The organism is Aquabacterium sp. CECT 9606, from assembly GCF_918741295.1.
Classification (GTDB): domain Bacteria; phylum Pseudomonadota; class Gammaproteobacteria; order Burkholderiales; family Burkholderiaceae_C; genus Aquabacterium.
Genome location: NZ_CAKKNB010000001.1, coordinates 1,208,778 through 1,224,620, shown reverse-complemented (window position 1 = coordinate 1,224,620; position 15,843 = coordinate 1,208,778). Strand labels below are relative to the sequence as shown.

At 61.5% G+C, this 15,843-nt stretch carries 13 protein-coding genes; 10 read left to right on the top strand and 3 right to left on the bottom strand.

The window, feature by feature from the left end; genetic code table 11:
• The first annotated feature begins 31 nt into the window (after window positions 1-31).
• The 6 genes from trbC to LQ232_RS05670 all read left to right on the top strand — a co-directional run bounded on the left by trbC (window position 32) and on the right by LQ232_RS05670 (window position 8,721).
• Complete coding sequence (trbC, locus tag LQ232_RS05695; RefSeq protein ID WP_230179372.1) at window positions 32-757, top strand: type-F conjugative transfer system pilin assembly protein TrbC; 726 nt, start codon at window positions 32-34, stop codon at window positions 755-757.
• Window positions 758-765: 8 nt separating this feature from the next.
• Window positions 766-3,090: a type-F conjugative transfer system mating-pair stabilization protein TraN gene (traN, locus tag LQ232_RS05690; RefSeq protein ID WP_230179371.1), complete on the top strand. Its 2,325-nt coding sequence runs from the start codon at window positions 766-768 to the stop codon at window positions 3,088-3,090.
• Between the two features lie 116 nt (window positions 3,091-3,206).
• A complete protein-coding gene (locus tag LQ232_RS05685; RefSeq protein ID WP_230179370.1) occupies window positions 3,207-3,509 on the top strand; it encodes a hypothetical protein in 303 nt (100 codons plus the stop codon).
• Window positions 3,510-3,519: 10 nt separating this feature from the next.
• Window positions 3,520-4,455 (top strand): conjugal transfer protein TraF, encoded by a 936-nt coding sequence (gene traF / locus LQ232_RS05680; protein WP_230179369.1) that lies wholly within the window; start codon window positions 3,520-3,522, stop codon window positions 4,453-4,455.
• A gap of 9 nt (window positions 4,456-4,464) precedes the next feature.
• Complete coding sequence (locus LQ232_RS05675) at window positions 4,465-5,922, top strand: conjugal transfer protein TraH (protein WP_230179368.1); 1,458 nt, start codon at window positions 4,465-4,467, stop codon at window positions 5,920-5,922.
• Window positions 5,923-5,946: 24 nt separating this feature from the next.
• Window positions 5,947-8,721 (top strand): conjugal transfer protein TraG N-terminal domain-containing protein, encoded by a 2,775-nt coding sequence (locus LQ232_RS05670; RefSeq protein ID WP_133611177.1) that lies wholly within the window; start codon window positions 5,947-5,949, stop codon window positions 8,719-8,721.
• Here LQ232_RS05670 and LQ232_RS05665 read toward each other — a convergent pair whose 3' ends face one another.
• A complete protein-coding gene (locus LQ232_RS05665; protein ID WP_230179367.1) occupies window positions 8,722-8,952 on the bottom strand; it encodes a hypothetical protein in 231 nt (76 codons plus the stop codon).
• Between the two features lie 128 nt (window positions 8,953-9,080).
• On the opposite strand from LQ232_RS05665, the gene LQ232_RS05660 reads away from it, so the two are divergent.
• A complete protein-coding gene (locus tag LQ232_RS05660; protein WP_133611178.1) occupies window positions 9,081-10,043 on the top strand; it encodes an IS5 family transposase in 963 nt (320 codons plus the stop codon).
• A 499-nt stretch (window positions 10,044-10,542) separates the two neighbouring features.
• On the opposite strand, the gene LQ232_RS05655 is transcribed toward LQ232_RS05660, so the two are convergent.
• Complete coding sequence (locus tag LQ232_RS05655; RefSeq protein WP_230179366.1) at window positions 10,543-11,553, bottom strand: AraC family transcriptional regulator; 1,011 nt, start codon at window positions 11,551-11,553, stop codon at window positions 10,543-10,545.
• Window positions 11,554-11,680: 127 nt separating this feature from the next.
• Between LQ232_RS05655 and LQ232_RS05650 the strand changes: the two genes are divergently transcribed.
• The 3 genes from LQ232_RS05650 (at window position 11,681) to LQ232_RS05640 (ending at window position 14,640) form a co-directional block, all read left to right on the top strand.
• On the top strand, window positions 11,681-12,712 hold the full coding sequence (locus LQ232_RS05650) for a 2Fe-2S iron-sulfur cluster binding domain-containing protein (protein WP_133608664.1): 1,032 nt from the start codon (window positions 11,681-11,683) through the stop codon (window positions 12,710-12,712).
• Window positions 12,712-13,875: an alkane 1-monooxygenase gene (locus tag LQ232_RS05645; RefSeq protein ID WP_230179365.1), complete on the top strand. Its 1,164-nt coding sequence runs from the start codon at window positions 12,712-12,714 to the stop codon at window positions 13,873-13,875. Before LQ232_RS05650 ends, LQ232_RS05645 begins: the two co-directional genes overlap by 1 nt.
• A 282-nt stretch (window positions 13,876-14,157) precedes the next feature.
• On the top strand, window positions 14,158-14,640 hold the full coding sequence (locus tag LQ232_RS05640; RefSeq protein WP_125245594.1) for a hypothetical protein: 483 nt from the start codon (window positions 14,158-14,160) through the stop codon (window positions 14,638-14,640).
• Here LQ232_RS05640 and LQ232_RS05635 read toward each other — a convergent pair.
• Window positions 14,629-15,816 carry an alkane 1-monooxygenase gene (locus LQ232_RS05635; protein ID WP_125245595.1) on the bottom strand — a complete coding sequence of 396 codons (1,188 nt, stop codon included), beginning with the start codon at window positions 15,814-15,816 and terminating at the stop codon, window positions 14,629-14,631. The genes LQ232_RS05640 and LQ232_RS05635 overlap by 12 nt on opposite strands.
• Window positions 15,817-15,843: the final 27 nt, after the last annotated feature.

The following is a 15,843-nucleotide window of genomic DNA, read 5'->3' as shown; positions in this document are numbered from 1 at the left end:
CTCACGCTGGGGCTTCGGTCTTGGCCTGTCCATGCTGCTTGCACTGAGCGCACAGGCCCAAACCACACCGGTCATCACCGAAGCAGACATGGCTCGGGCCAGGCGCGCGCAACCCACCATCACGGACCAGGACATCGAACGTGCTCGGAAAGCGCACGGCGTGCCCAGCGCCGCAGACTTGGAACGTGTGCCCAACACAGCGGGACCAAGAATTGATGCGCTCCCGCAGCCCCAAGCCAAAGCGCCTGTGGACCTCGAAGCGCTGTCCAAAGCCTACGCCCTGCAGATGAAAACCGCCCAGCCCCCCGGCACCGGGGTGGGCAAGGACATGAGTGGTGGCCCGATCCTGATGGTGTTCATCAGCCTGTCGATGCCCGAGGCCACGCTCAAGAGACTGGTCAGCCAAGCGGCACGTGCCAAGGCATCCCTGCTGATCAGAGGCCTGCTAAATGGCTCCCTGCGCGACACCGTTGCGCGAACACAGGCATTGTTGGCAGGTCAGTCGGTGGCCTTCCAGATCGACCCGCAAGCTTTCGAGCGCTACGCCATCACACAGGTACCCAGTTTTGTGCTGGTGCGTGAGGGCGCTGACGGCACGCCCTGTGGTGATGGTGGTCGAGGCAGTTGTGCGCCGCCCAATGACCATGTCCGCCTAGCCGGAGACGTGAGCCTGGACTACGCCTTGGGCCACATTCAGCACCGCACACCCCGCTTCAGCAAGGATGTCGGCGCCTTCATCCAACGGCTCAAGGGTTAGGGATCGTCATGCTGCGCCGACTCGTCACCTGCTTCACCCTCTGGTGCTTCGTCACGGCGCAGACGATGGCACTGGCTGGGCCACACGAAGAAGGCACCGCCGCCGGTCAAGCGGCCAACCCGGTGATTCGGGGCACGGTCAGCAGGCCCAACGCAACGGCCAATGTGCCGGGATACACCCGCACGCCCGCTGAGGCGGCCTACTACGGCCAACCCAGCTTGTCAGGCCCGGCCAACGCGCGCCTCACCGCCTGCACCAGCACGCCCGATGACCCGGTGTGCCAGGCCCAACGCGGCGCGCTCAACTCGGCCAACACGCCACGCCCTGCCATTTCGCCCTACGACCCCGCAGTCATGGGCGCGCGGGACATCGCCGCAAACCCGTCTCTCGCCCTTGGCAGCCTCTCCTCCTATTACAGCGGCTGCGCCACCGCCGACGTCACCACACCAGCAGGCGCGGTCACCAAACAGTGCCAACGCTACAACGGTGTGGGCAACTACGCCACCCGGCGGGATCTGACGGTGCAAGTCGAACTCGTCCCCAGTTGCACAGCTGGCGACTGGTTTGCGCATGGTCAAGCCAATCGCAACGGTGCCGACTACATGGTGGCCGAGGCCCAGTGCCGCATCCGCACCGACCAGTTGCAACAATTTCGCTTCTATGCGGCAGGTGGCAACGGCGCCTGCATCGGGTGGCAAAACCTCGAACTGCCCAGCACGCCAGCTACGCAACCCGCGTTCGTCACCGACCTCTCACCACACTGGGGTGGCCATTGCTGGCGCCCCTTCAAGGTGGTCATGATGCCTGGATCCGGCTGTTCATCCGGCCAGTGCAACTACAACTTCCAGTTCGGCACGCCGGTCTATGCCTGCCCGACCGGCACCGTGCGCGGCGACCAGTTGCAGGCCTACTGGTCCAGCCGCATCCAATCGGCGGGCCCGGCTGATCGCTGCTTCACGCTCACCATGCCCCGCCCCCGCATGGGCTGTGACAGCGGCCCCTCTGTCGTGGTCAGCCGCACAGAGCCCCGCTGCGCTCAGGATGCGGGCGCGGCCAGCCTGGTCGGCGCTTCTGGCTGGAGCATCCCCTTGTCTTTCCAGCAGCCCACCATGAACCACATCGAAACCGATGTCTGGGATGACAAGAGCGCCCCACTCGAAGCAGGCGGACGCTGCACCGTTACCACAGCCGACAGGTGCGTGGATGGCCCCGCCACCAAGGTGATCGATGGCCGAGCCGTCACCCGCGCTTGCTGGTCCTACGAGCGCACCCTTTCTTGCACATCCGGTGCCCTCACAGACGAATGCGCCCCCTTGCTGAGCCAAGGCTGCACGCTGGGAAGCAGCACATGCAAGCAAACCAACGCTGCCACAGGCATGTGCGAGGTCTACCAGGACAGCTACACCTGCCCGGCCAGCGCCCAACCGATCACGACAGCAACCAACTGCCCATCCAATGTCTTTTGCCTGGGTGACAGTTGCTTCAACACGAGCTACACGAACGACGCGGACTTTGCCCGCTCCATGTCGATGCTGGAAGCCGCCCGAGAAGCCGGTGTGTACCTGGACACCAAGCTGATGCAGGTTTTCAAGGGCGAAGGCAACCACTGCCGAGACCGTCTGTTCAAAGATTGTTGCGACTCGGACAGCGCTGGCGCTGGGATGAGCAACCAGAGCACCTTCGGTGTGGGCTCACGCCTGGTATACGACGTGCTGATGAACTCCGAGAACCGGGAGTTCATATACCAGGGCATGTCCGCACTGCTCACCAGCGGCGGCTTCAGCGGCTCCTTCACCAGTTACGGCGTCACCGTGGCCGTCAACGGCACCGCTCTGCCCGCCGGATCGTCGGTGCTCTATGCAGGCGACAGCATGGTGGTCGCGTTCGATCCCTGGTCGCTGGCCATCGCTGTGGTGATCTACATCGTCATGTCGATGATGTCCTGCAATGAAGAAGAGGGCAAGCTGGCCATGAGAGAAGGCGCGGGGCTGTGCCACGCCACGGGGTCATGGTGCTCATCGTGTCTTCGCGTTCTTGGTGCCTGCGTGTCGTGCCTGGAGCACACCACAGGCAAATGCTGCTTCAACAGCAAACTCGCCCGGATAGTCAATGAGCAGGGGCGCATGCAGATTGGCAAGGGCTGGGGCAGCGGCCAGAACCCCGACTGCTCAGGCTTCACCATCGCTCAGCTGCAAAGCCTGGACTTCGCAGCGATGGACCTCACCGAGTTCTACGCCTCCATCGTGCCCAACAACCCGAACCTGGGTGCCATCCAAAGCGGCAACAGCGCCAAGGTGCCCAACTGCTACTACGGACAGGGGCGTTGCCAATGACACAGCACCTCAGGACACCGATCAAGGTCATTTCCATCACGGCGATGGCGATGGCAGTGAATTGCCAAGCACAAACGCAAACGCCTGAGAGATCGCCCGAAACGTCCGTCGGTCGAATGCCCGTCAAAGACGCCAGAGTGCTGATGGTGATGGCACTGCAAGCGCCAGACGGAAAGGCACACGGCACCTTGACAGGCGAATCTGCCGACGCCATCAGCCAGCGCTTCAAGGCCAACACACCCATCTCCATCGACGTCACCACCGACAAGCGCTACCGCCAGCCTGGTTGCAGCCGCCTGAAGGTGACCTTCTGGCAAGACGGTGTCTGGTTACCTGGTGCCCAGGCCCCTCGCAAACAATCCATCGAGTTCGGGATCAACTACTGCCTCGATGGCTTGCCGCCCAAGTCGCTGCAATGAGGAGATTGACATGCCTCGCCCATCTCGCCCGTCATGGGCGTCTCGCTCAGGTCTTTTCAGACGCCTTGCCAACATCGCCATCCTCGCCTTCGCATGCCTCAACGCAGCGCCCGAGGCAAAAGCGCAAGCCTTGCCAAAGCCGGACGAGCCCATTGCCACCCCTTACTGGTCAGATGCGTGGCGAGGATGGCACTTCTACGAAGATCCCGAACCCGAGCTACCTGACAACCCTGCGTCTCAACCCAAGACGCCCGCCCTCACGCCGCCCACTTCAGCAGCGCCCCCCACACCGGCCACTCGCCCGGCCAGAGCGCCCGAACTGGTCGAATTCGAAAGGCTACAAAAGGCGGTCGAGTCCTACCGCAACATCGCGATCATGCGGCCGACCGAGGCCAATGTGCGCCGCTACATGGAACTGGAAGCCAAGGTTGTGGCCAGAGCGTCCTACTTCGCCGACGTCGCCCAGCGCGTCGCCTGGGCCACACCGGAGCTGGACCCCACCGTACATGGCCGCCCAGTCAACGCCAAGGCGCTGGAGGTGTTCGACCGGGACCAGTTGCTCAGCCGTTCCCAATCCATCGCCTCACTGGGCAAGGACCACGTCCTGTTCTTTTTCTTCCGCAGTGACTGCCCGTACTGCCACGCCTTCGCCCCCACGCTGACGGCTTTCGAGGCGCGCCACGGCATCAAGGTGGTGGCCATCAGCGTGGATGGCGGCCCCATGCCTGGCTTTGCAGATGCCCGAGCCGACAACGGCATCGCCAACACCCTGAAGGTCACCCAAGTGCCAGCGGTATTCCTGGCCCAGCCCTACACCGGGCAGATCACACCCATTGGCTTTGGCGTGCTGTCTGAATCCGAATTGCTGGAGCGCATCACCACGGTGAGCACACCGGCTGCCCAGGCCATGTTGCCCAGCGTGAACAGGCAAGTCGTTCTGCAATAGGAGCAGATCATGATCCAGACACCGCACCTGCCCCTCCCGCACTTCAAGCGCGCTATCGCCGCATTGATGGCCATTCTGCTCATCGCGTCGCCGCTGCCCCTGCATGCAGGAGACCTCAATGCCGAGGTGAACAGCATGTTCAACAACCTGGGAGCCATCGGCAACTACACCGCACCAGGCGCCTTCCGTGGCCAGACCATGAACACCTACACCGGCGGCAGTCTGTTCATGCGCTCCCCCAACAAGGTGTACCAACTCGCCGCCATTCAGTTCCCCAGCGCCAAGGCGGGCTGCGGTGGCATCGATGTGTTCGGCGGATCGTTCTCGCACATCTCGGCCAGCGAGTTCAAGAACATGCTGAAGAACATCACCGCCGCCCTGCCCGGCATCGCCTTTCAACTGGCGCTCGAAGCCGTCTCCCCCCTCCTGGGCGGCTTGAGCAAGTGGGCCAAGGGCCTGGAGACCTGGATCAACAATGCCCGCATCAACTCCTGCGAAACCGCCAAGGCCATCGTCAGCACGGCGGCCGAGGCCACGGGGTACAGCTCGCAGGAGACCTGCGCCGACCTCGCCATCGAGATGGGCATGGAAAGCGACCGTGACGCGGCACGCAGGCGTTGCGCTTCCGACCGGCCCAGCATCCTCGCTTCGGCCCGCACCTCAGGCGATGCCAATGTGCGCAACAAGGCGCCCTTCGTGGGAAACCTGACCTGGAAGGCCCTGAAGTACACCGGGGTCTCCCTGGACGATCAGGAGCGTGAACTGATCATGAGCATGGTGGGCACCGTCATCTACCACCCGGAAGAAGCCGCCCGCGACCCGGAACCCATCGCCGCCACACTTACCTCGATCAGCCAGTTGCTCTATGGGCAAAGTGCTGGCGCTGGCGTGAACGTCACCCAGCACCTGCTCAAGTGCAATGACTACGTGAACTGTGATGCCGTGACCCTCAACACCACCTACACACACACGCCATTCACCGCCAAAGTCGAGGCACTGATGCGCTCCATCGCGGAAAAAATCGCCACCCGGACCGCCATTCCCAACAACTCGGCAGAAGTCGGTTTCGTCAACCAGACCACCGAGCCGGTCTACAAAATGCTGTCGGTGGGCGCGACCATCCCAGGATCGGGCCTGGCGGACAGCCTCATCGCCCAATACCGCGACGTGATCGCAGCGGACTATGCCTATGTGTTCCTGGAGCGCAATCTGCGCGTCGGCTTGGCTGCGCTCGACAAGGACTATCAACTGCAAAAGACACAGCGCGAACAGGCGGTCCAGATTCGTCAACGCGCCCTGGTCATGCTGCAGCAACTCTCTCAAGAGAAGAACCTCCTGTATCAGAAGGTCGGCTCTTACCGAGCTGTCTCCAGCCACCTGGAACAGTTGGAGCGGCAATTGCGATCCAGCATGCCGCAGCACGTGATGGACATGCTTGGGCAGCAGGCTGCTTACATGGCTCGTTGACCTTCACCGACCACAGGGGATGCCATGTGGGAGATCTACGCTTACCAGAACGCGGACAGCCTGTTCGGCGTCTTCAATGCAGCAGCGGCCATCCACGCCTCGGGCGACTACATGTCGGCCGTTGCCGCCGTGGCTTTCTGCGGCTTCGTGGCCGCCCTGATCGCCTACGCCTTTGCCCCTGAGAAGCTGCAAGGCTGGAAGTGGCTGGGCACAGTGCTGCTGGTGTTCTCCATCCTGATCCTGCCCAGGGCCACCGTGGGCATCGTGGACAAGACAGGCGGAGCCCCGGTCAAGGTCGTGGCCAACGTGCCCTTCGGCATGGTCATGCTCGGCAGCATCACCAGCACCATTGGCCACACCCTGACAAGCCTGTTCGAAACCGCCTTCCAGACCATTCCCGGCCCAGGCGCCTTGCCCAGCGAACTTACCTACGAGAAGAACGGCCTGATGTTTGGCAACCGGCTGATCAGGAGCACCAGCAAGGTGACGTTTCAGGATCCGAACTTCCGTACTGACTTGATCAACTTCATTCACAACTGCACGATGTATGACCTCATCGACGGAACGATTGGTCCTGCCGTGTTCTCGACATCCGCAGACGTCTGGCCCCTCATGGCCACGCCCAATCCTGCGCGCTTCAGCACGGTCACCAGCGCTGCGGGCATCGATGTGGACACCTGCCCCAACATCTACACAAACCTCAATGGCCGACTGCCAGCGCAGATCAACCAGATTCAGGGTCGCCTGGCCTTCGAGTTGAACCCCACCCTGCCTGGTGCCGCAGCCGCAGCCGTCATCGCCAACCAGATTCAGCAGGCGTACATCAAGAACAACATCGCCGATGCGGCCACCACCGCTGCCGACCTGATCCGCCAAAGTGCCATGCTCAATGCGATCAACGACACCAGCACCATCGTCGGACAGAAGGTCAACGACCCAGCGGCCATGGTGCTGGCCGTTGGCCGAGCACAAGCCGTCGCTCAGCAGAACGCCGCGTGGATCAACAACGGCAAGGTGGCCGAGCAAGCCCTGCCCGTGTTCCGCAACGTCATTGAAGCGCTCACCTACGCAATGTTCCCCTTGATGGTGCTGCTCTTGCCGCTGACCAGCGGGCGCGACACGATGCTGGCCTTCAAAGGCTACGCCGCCATCCTGATCTGGATCCAACTGTGGCCCCCGCTGTACGCGGTGTTGAACTACATGGCGTCCATCTACGCGGCCTACGATCTGGCTGCGGCTTCAGACATCGGCTCGGGCACCAAGGCCCTGTCTTTGCGAACCGCCTCGACGATCTATTCGGGCGCCATCTCAGGTGAGGCTGTTGTGGGCTACCTTGCAATCAGCATTCCTGTCATTGCCTGGGCGGCTTTGAAGAAGATGGAGGGTGTCGGGACCGCCCTGGTGGGTGGCTTGTCCGGCCTGCAAAGCATGCTGACCGGCAGCACAGCGTCTGCTGCCACCGGCAACATGAACATGGGCAATGTCACCATGGACCAGGCACAACTGGCACCTAACCGAACCTCGGCGTTCATGAGCAGTTGGCAAAGCGACTTGAGTGGTAACACCTTTTCGTCGAACAGCCTGACTGGGAGAACTGCCGTCAGCCTGTTGCGCAACCAGGGGTTTGCTTCGCGGGTGGTATCCATGCGGGTGTCTGAACAGGATGTGTCTGATGCGAGCAGGCAGGTCACTGCGGCACGCAGCGAAGCCTTGGCTGCCAGTTCGGATCGCTCCGCAGCCCTCTCCGAAGCATTCACGCGAGGACTGAGCAGCCTTCGCTCTGGCCGCAGCAGCAGCGGATCCACGTCCAGCAGCTTCGAGCAATTTGGAGAAACACTCAATCGCCTGGACCAGATCTCCAAGGGCATCGCCGACAGCACAGGGCTTTCACAGTCTCAGGTAGCGCGCATCGCATTTGGTGCGTCTGGACATGTGGGCGTTGACGGGCGCTTCGCTGGCGCAAAAGCCAATGCCAGCGCTGACAAGAGCTACCTGTCGGGCCTATCCGCCGATGAACGCAAGGTGCTGAGCAGTTTGACCAGCGAGCAAATAGCCGACTTCAAGCAATTCGGTGACCGAGTCTCCCGAGATTCGAGCTTCATCAACACCATCAGCAGCGACTCCCGAGAGGCCCGTGACATGGCGTCCAGGCTGACGAACACGGCCACGCGATCTGAACGTGCGGAGGCAAGCCTTGCTGAACGCACCGCTCTGTCAGAGCGCCTAACTTCCGCGTATGAAAAGGGCGAAACCATCTCCATCGACATTGCGCAGGATCCGCACAACCTGGAGATGTTCACTCGCTATGCAGAGCAATACGGGAGCGACAGCAAAGCGGCCCAGGCCTTGATGGCCTCAGAACTGGCCAGGCAGTCACTCAAGCCCAATCGGGTGTTCTCCGATGGCACGGCATTGCCATCTTCGTTTGAAGACGTTCAAGTTCAACACCGACAAGAAAAGGCCGACACAGCCTTGAATCCGGCGCTCGATGATCGCCATCGAAGCAATGATCGACAGGTGTCTCGCTTCGGCAAGTCTGCGCGTGCAGGCCAACCAGCCCCCGCCCCTGAGCCATCACCGGCAAGACAAGAGGTTCAGACCCGAGGTGCCGAGATACGCGCAAGTTCAAAGGCAGATCAAACCGGTTTCGATGCAAAAGCGGAGATCGTCGAGACCAATGATGGGGCGCTGGCATCGAAGAAGTCATTGCTTAGGCAGTCTGGCAAGCAGGTTATTGAGGACGCCGGAGCGGCGGTGGACAACGCGACGGGCATCGTGAAAGACCTTCTGAAAAAATAATCAGACTGGGTCATCGTGCGTGCCGCTCATGTTCGGATTCAAGTCGCTTTCAGGTGGCTTCATGAAAGGCGGATGCCCTTTGTCACGCCAGTAGTTCGCGGCCAAATCCTCTGACGTTACCCCCATCCCGTGGATCGGATCGACATCCCGCTTCGAAGTTCGCGCTCTGCCGCCAATGCTAGTCAGCGCCCCGCCGATGGCCGTGCCAAAAAGCATCCCAATGCCGATCATCACCACTCGTGTGCCCCACCCGTCCAATGCGGCTGAGAACAAGCCCACCAGACCACCTAAGGTAGGTCTGCATAAACCACCAAGCCATGTGCTTGGCGCAGACATGATGGCCTGAGACCATTGAACCCATGAAGCAGAGCAGCCTTGGATTGGGAACCTCGACGAAGCGCACGCGCCGTCGCGAGTTCCTCGACGAGATGGACCGGGTGGTGCCTTGGTCCGCCCTGGTGGCAGAGATCGCGCCATTCATGCCTGAAGGCAAACGCGGGCGCCCGCCGTTCCCGGTGGAGTCGCTGCTGCGAATTCACTTCATGCAGCAGTGGTTCACGCTGAGCGACCCGGCCATGGAAGAAGCGCTGCACGACATGCCGCTGTTCCGCGACTTCGCCGGTCTGGGCGGCTGGGATGACCGGCTGCCTGACGAGAGCACGATCTTGCGCTTCCGTCATGTTCTCGAGAAGAACAAGCTGGCCGAGCGCATCTTGGCCACCGTCAACTTGCTGCTGGGCGCCAAGGGCCTGATGCTGCGCAGCGGCACGGTGGTCGATGCCACGCTCATCTCGGCGCCGAGCTCGACCAAGAACGCCAGCGGTGAGCGCGACCCGGAGATGCACCAAAGCAAGAAGGGACAGCAATGGTTCTTCGGCATGAAGGCGCACATCGGCGTGGACGCTGATTCCGGCCTGGTGCACACCGTGCGCGGCACGGCCGGACACGTCAACGATGTGGTCGAGGCCAACAGCTTGCTGCATGGGCAAGAAACAGATGTCTTCGCCGACGCCGGCTACCAGGGGGCGCACAAGCGGCCCGACGCCAAAGCGGATGTGCAGTGGCATGTGGCCATGCGACCGGGCTTGCGCAAGTTGCTGGACAAGGCCGACCCCATGGATGCGCTGACCGATCAGGTCGAGCGCATCAAGGCCAGCATCCGCGCCAAAGTGGAGCACCCGTTCCGCGTCATCAAGCGCCAGTTCGGGCACGTGAAGGTGCGCTATCGCGGCCTGGCCAAGAACACGGCGCAGTTGCAAACCCTGTTTGCGCTGGCCAATCTGTGGATGGTGCGCAAACGTTTGACGGGGAGCCTGGCATGAGTGCGCCCAGTGCATGGGAAATGGGCGCGAAACGCGCCCACAACACCTGCCAGAGGTGCGCTCAGCCGCCATTGCGGTCATGTCAGCACACCCAATCATGGTCAGCACTCATTTGTGCAGACCTTCCCTAAAGCAATGAGGCTGAAGAAGATTGGTTTTCGCATTTGAGCACCTCGTACTTACCAACCTATAGCCGCTTAGGCATTGCTGCAACCCTTTCGACTCCTGCGTATATCCGTCAACAACACCAACTATTCCATTTCAAATCGGCTACTCAGTCCAGTGAGCAGATCGACAAACAAGAACTCACTCCGGCGTGAGCCTGGCCCGGCTCTGCTCGGCATACTCAGACCAGCAGGTGATTCAACGAAATAGAGTCAGTGATCATGGAATAGGGCTCTCAAGTAGTCAGCGAGCCTAGCGTGATGTTCGCAGAGACTCTAGTGATCCGGAACGTTGGAGTCGAAACACGGCCCCCTGTGGAGACGTGGCAAGAAACTCAATTTTTACAGGGCCGGATCAATAGGGTCGACGGCGCTCGGCCCGTCCAGCGTTTGAAGGCCCGCCGGAAATTGGCCGGATCGTTGTAGCCCAGCGTGTAAGCGATCTCCTGCACGCTCAGCTTGCCTGCTTGCAGGTATTGCATAGCCAGATGCTCGCGCACCTCATCCAAGATCTGCTGAAAGGATGTGCCTTCAGCCACCAGGCGGCGGTGTAGGGTGCGCGGGGTGAGATGGAACTGGCGGGCCACCACCTGAAGGGAAGGAAAGCCATGTTGGCGCGTCAGCAGGTTACGGCGCACCTGGATGCTCAAGGCCGCGTTCACATCGCGCTTGTCCAACTCTTCACGGCACAGGCGTGCAGCATCATCGAAGCTGGCCGGGTCAGCCGAGCTCAGCGGCAAGTCCATGGCTGCATCCGGCAACACCAGACCGCACCAGTCTTGGCTGTAACGCACCTCGCAACCAAACATGTCCCGGGCCAGATCTTCATACGCAGGCTCGACCTGTTTGAAGCACACACGTCGCACCTGACAAGTGCCCAAGGTGATCTGGTCAATCAGGTTCTTGATGGTCAACAAGATGGCTTCGCTGACCACGAGATCCAGCCCGTCGAGTGGGCGGGCCACAGGAAAGCCCACCCATACCTCGTCACCCTGAACCCGCTGCGTGACCGTCACCAGTGTGGTACGCAGCGGCAAGAAGCTCTCCAGCAGCGACACAACCTGACGCAAGGTGCTGCTGCTCAAGGCCGCGTAACCCAGCCTGCCGTGAGTGTTGATGCGCAGGCGCTCCCCCACGAGCAGGCCAAGAGCGGGCTCCTTTGCGGCGCCCAAGGCCGCATGCATCAACTTCAGAAAGGGCACGAAGCCCAAGCCCCGGTGGCCGTCGGCCAAGTCCGCCATTTGCAGATCGGCTGCCGCAAGCACCTCGGGCACATTCACCCCCATGCCAGACAGCATGTCGGCGATAAGGCGCACGTAGTGGAGGGGCAGTGCTGCGTTGTGCACGGTTTGATTTTTTGAAAAGCGCCAATTGTCAATAAATGACCTTTTTGTGTCAAGACAACCTACCCTTGATCTACCCCAGGATTCATAGGATACAAATACTTAGCGCCATCAAACTAACAGTACGCCAATGTTTTCGTTTTTCAAGAAGTCCGGCCCCAACCAGGCCAGCATCAATGGGGTGCCCATCATGGTCAATCCCAAGGAGACCTTGCTCCAGGCAGCGTTGCGCGAAGGCATTGATTTCCCGAACAGCTGCCGCGTGGGTGGCTGCGCAGCCTGTAAATGCAAGCTGGTCGACGGCAAGGTCAAGGAGCTGACTCAGACCGCCTACATCTTGTCGGACGAAGATTTGGACGCCGGCATGATCCTGGCCTGCCAGTCGGTGCCACAAACCAATGTCACCATCGAAGTAGACATGGCCGCCCAGCAAGCCCGCCGCACCGTAAGTGGCCGGGTGGTGGCCTGCACCGCACTCACCCACGACATCGTCAGCCTGCGCATCCAACTGGACGACTCGCTGCCTTACAAAGCTGGCCAGTACGCACAATTGTCGGTTGACAGCCTGCCCGGGGTTGATCGCAGCTACTCGTTTGCCACCGCCTCGCAGCCCAATTCCCAGGTCAGTTTCCTGGTACGCAAGGTGCCCAATGGCGTGTTCTCCAGCCATGTGCATAAACATGATCTGGTTGGACAGCGCGCCAGCGTGAAGGGCCCCATGGGCGATTTCTGGCTGCGCCCCTCTGACGCCCCCTTACTGATGGTGGCCGGCGGCAGCGGCCTGGCCCCCGTTCTGGCCATCTTGGAAGACGCTCTGGCCCAAGGCGTCAAACGCCCCGTCACCATCTTGTTTGGTGCCCGCCAGCAAGCTGACTTGTACGCTCAAGACACGCTGGAAGCCCTTCGCACCCAATGGCCTGCGGCCTTCCGCTTTGTGCCCGTGCTGTCGGCCGAACCCGATGGCAGCAGTTGGGCAGGTGCGCTCGGCAACGTTGACAGCGCCCTGGCCGAGCACCTGCCCTACGGTGCCCATGCCTACCTGTGCGGCCCACCCGTCATGGTCGATGCCGTCAGCGCAGTATTGCGCGACCGCGGCATCGCCAAAGAACAAATCCGCGCCGACCGTTTCACGACCTTGCACGACTCTACAGGAGCACAGTGATGATGAACATTCTGCACTACCTCAAGTATTTCCTATTCCATATCATCGGCCTGCTGGCTCTGACGATGGTCACCCTAGGTGGCGCTTACACCACCTACGGTCTGATCACCATCTTGGTTTTCTACATGGTGGGCGACGCTGTCTGTGGCGACGACACCACCACACCCACCTTCAAGTATCCCGGCATCTTGACTGCGCAGCTGTGGATGGCTTTGCCCTTGCTGTTAATGATCATCTTCGCATCGCTTTGGAGTGTGAGCTCCGGCGACGTGCTGGGCTATGGCGCCTGGGTGCAGCAGCTCACGGGCTTCGATGCCCTGGCAGCCCGCGAAAGCACCTTCTGGGGCCACCACATCTCGACCATCCTGCTCTCCGGCCTGATGATCGGCATGGTTGGCACCATCACCGCCCACGAACTGACTCACCGCACCTGGGATCCGATCTCGATGTTTGTCGGTCGCTGGTTGTTGGCTTTCAGCTTTGACACCATTTTCTCGATCGAGCACGTCTACGGCCATCACCGTTATGTGTCCACCACTGAAGACCCAGCCACCGCACCTCGCGGCCGCAATGTGTACTTCCACGTCCTGGCCTCGACCATCAAGGGCAACATCAGCGCGTGGAACATCGAGAAAAAGCGCCTCAAGCGCGATGGCCACGGCGCCATCTCCTTGCGTAACGGCGTGATCCGTGGTCACCTGATGAGTTTGCTGTTGGTAGCGGTGGCATATGCCATGGGCGGCTGGCCTGTGGCTGGCTTCTTCATTGCCAGTGCGCTGTGGGGCAAATCGCTGCTGGAGATCGTTAACTACATGGAACACTACGGCATGGTTCGCGACCCCAAGCTCCCGGTTCAGCCTCGTCACTCTTGGAACACCAACAAGCGCATCAGTTCATGGTCGATGTTCAACCTGACCCGCCACTCGCATCACCATGCCCAAGGCGAAGTGCCTTATCAAGACCTCAAGCCCTTCCCTGAAGCGCCCATGATGATCGGTGGCTACCTGACCACCATCCTGGTGGCCATGGTTCCGCCTCTGTGGTTCAAACTGATGGACCCCAAGGTCAAGGAGTGGGATCTGAAGTACGCCAGCCCCGAAGAGTTGAAGCTGTCTGAGGCCGCCAACAAGCGGGCTGGCTGGGGGCTCAAGGCTTCTGCTTGAGCCATGGCGTTGTAAAAATAGGGCTACGGTGGCAGACCTGTGATTGATGCTAGACCTGCATTCATGGCTTCTTCAAGTCGCTGTTTTCCATCCCCTGCTTGAATTGCTGCGTTTCGTGCGCCGCCCGGTGCCAGCATAGTAACCGCCCTGCCGCTCAAGGCGTACGCTCATGGCTTTCCATTGCGCCTGACAGACGCACCCGTGCATCGGGTACCAGCTTGAAAGAGGTACCTTCGAGGTTTTGCACATCGGTGGCCGACCTCGTGTGCGATCGTGTAGGGCTTGGGCAAAATCCTCCAGGCGCATGCTCAGCGTCGCCCTGTGTCGGTCTTGCAAATTCACCGCCACGCCCGTGAATATGGGCAGAGCCTGGCAACAGGGATGGCCAAAACTCTGGGTTTTTCCCCGGTGGATGCCATGATCGGCTTGCGCGACCCGCTGGCAATGCTGGTACTACGTGTGCCGTGGGCAGAGGTAGAGAGGTCGCTGGCTCCGCTATTCGCCCGCAAGGCGAGCATGGCAGCATGCCGACATGTTCGGCCCGACGCCGCGGACGTTGCCGACGGGCTCAGCGCGGCTCGTCGCGCGCGCCTGCCCCTTCGCCTGATGGTGGAGCCGCTATTCCAGGCGGCGCCATGCCTTCTGATGGATGACACGGGCGTGCTAACCGAGGAGACGGTGGTGCGCACGTTCTCGATCCTGAAGGCGACAGACCTTCTCAGCCACTCGCGATCAGTGTTGGGAGCTTATATTTCAGGCCGCTGAGGCCGTGTCCTGCATCTCATAGGTCTGGACCAAGCGCTTGCGTTGCGCCGGCAAAAAGTTGATGCGCGAGGCATCGCCACCGGTGGCTTTAACCACTCGCTTGTCCATCACGGCAAACCACAGCGGCGGCACGTAAGCGACCAGGAACATGCCCGTGTAGCCCAGCGGCAGGAAGGTCGGAATGTCGTGGAAGCTGCGCAGCGACTGGTAGCTGCGCGTCGGGTTGGCGTGGTGGTCGGAGTGGCGCTGCAGCTGGAAGGTCAGGATGTTGGACAGCACGTGGTTGCTGTTCCACGAGTGGTGCGGCTGGCAGTGTTCGTAGCGGCCATCGGGCTTCTTCTGGCGCAGCAGGCCGTAGTGCTCGATGTAGTTGGCCGAGGTCAGCATGAAGGCGCCCAGGAAGGCCAGCACCATCAGCAGCACCAGGGCCTGCGTGCCCAGCCAGGCGGTCATGCCGCCCCAGACGATGGCGGTGCCGATCCAGCCCTGCACGATCTCGTTGTCCAGGCTCCAGGCCGACTTGCCCTGGCGCTCCAGGCGCTCGACCTCCAGGTCCCAGCCGCGGAAGTAGGCGCCGGGCATCTCGCGGAACATGAAGCGGTAGATCGTCTCGCCCATCTTGGACGAAGCCGGGTCTTCCGGCGTGGCCACGTGGCGGTGGTGGCCGCGGTTGTGCTCGATGCAAAAGTGCGTGTAGGCGCCCAGCGAGAGGTTGAACAGCGCGGCCTTGCGGGGCAGCCATTCCTTCTTGTGGCCCAGCTCGTGGCTCATGTTCATCACCAGGCCCAGCATGAAGCCGTTGATGATGACGGTGGTGACCACGCCATACCAGGGCACCGCGTGCGTGCTCAGGAACCACACGTTGAACAGCGTGGTGGCCCAGCCCACGGGGATGGCCAGGTAGATCATCCAGCGGTAGAAGGCGCGGCGCTCGAGGTCGGGCACGGCGGCTTCAGGCGGGTTGCTGGTGTCGTCGCCGATCAGCCAGTCCAGGATGGGCACCAGCACGAACAGCACCAAAAAGGGCAGGACGTACCAGGCGGCGTGGTCCTGGCCCATCAGGTGGGCCACCGGGCCCGTGGCCACGATGGCGGGGATCAGGGCTGGCAGCAGCCAGAGGGGCTTCTTCGGGTCCCGGTAGGACGCGGCCAGCGGGTCGGGCAGCACGGCGCTCATGTTGTTGTCTCCTCGGTGTGAGTCGGT

What these genes read in the sequence shown, in the direction of transcription:
- LQ232_RS05665 (WP_230179367.1), bottom strand. Translation starts at nt 8,952, where the DNA reads ATGATCGGCATTGGGATGCTTTTTGGCACGGCCATCGGCGGGGCGCTG.
- LQ232_RS05685 (WP_230179370.1), top strand. Translation starts at nt 3,207, where the DNA reads ATGCCCGTCAAAGACGCCAGAGTGCTGATGGTGATGGCACTGCAAGCG.
- LQ232_RS05650 (WP_133608664.1), top strand. Translation starts at nt 11,681, where the DNA reads ATGTTTTCGTTTTTCAAGAAGTCCGGCCCCAACCAGGCCAGCATCAAT.
- traN (WP_230179371.1), top strand. Translation starts at nt 766, where the DNA reads ATGCTGCGCCGACTCGTCACCTGCTTCACCCTCTGGTGCTTCGTCACG.
- LQ232_RS05635 (WP_125245595.1), bottom strand. Translation starts at nt 15,816, where the DNA reads ATGAGCGCCGTGCTGCCCGACCCGCTGGCCGCGTCCTACCGGGACCCG.
- LQ232_RS05670 (WP_133611177.1), top strand. Translation starts at nt 5,947, where the DNA reads ATGTGGGAGATCTACGCTTACCAGAACGCGGACAGCCTGTTCGGCGTC.
- traF (WP_230179369.1), top strand. Translation starts at nt 3,520, where the DNA reads ATGCCTCGCCCATCTCGCCCGTCATGGGCGTCTCGCTCAGGTCTTTTC.
- trbC (WP_230179372.1), top strand. Translation starts at nt 32, where the DNA reads ATGCTGCTTGCACTGAGCGCACAGGCCCAAACCACACCGGTCATCACC.
- LQ232_RS05675 (WP_230179368.1), top strand. Translation starts at nt 4,465, where the DNA reads ATGATCCAGACACCGCACCTGCCCCTCCCGCACTTCAAGCGCGCTATC.
- LQ232_RS05660 (WP_133611178.1), top strand. Translation starts at nt 9,081, where the DNA reads ATGAAGCAGAGCAGCCTTGGATTGGGAACCTCGACGAAGCGCACGCGC.
- LQ232_RS05645 (WP_230179365.1), top strand. Translation starts at nt 12,712, where the DNA reads ATGATGAACATTCTGCACTACCTCAAGTATTTCCTATTCCATATCATC.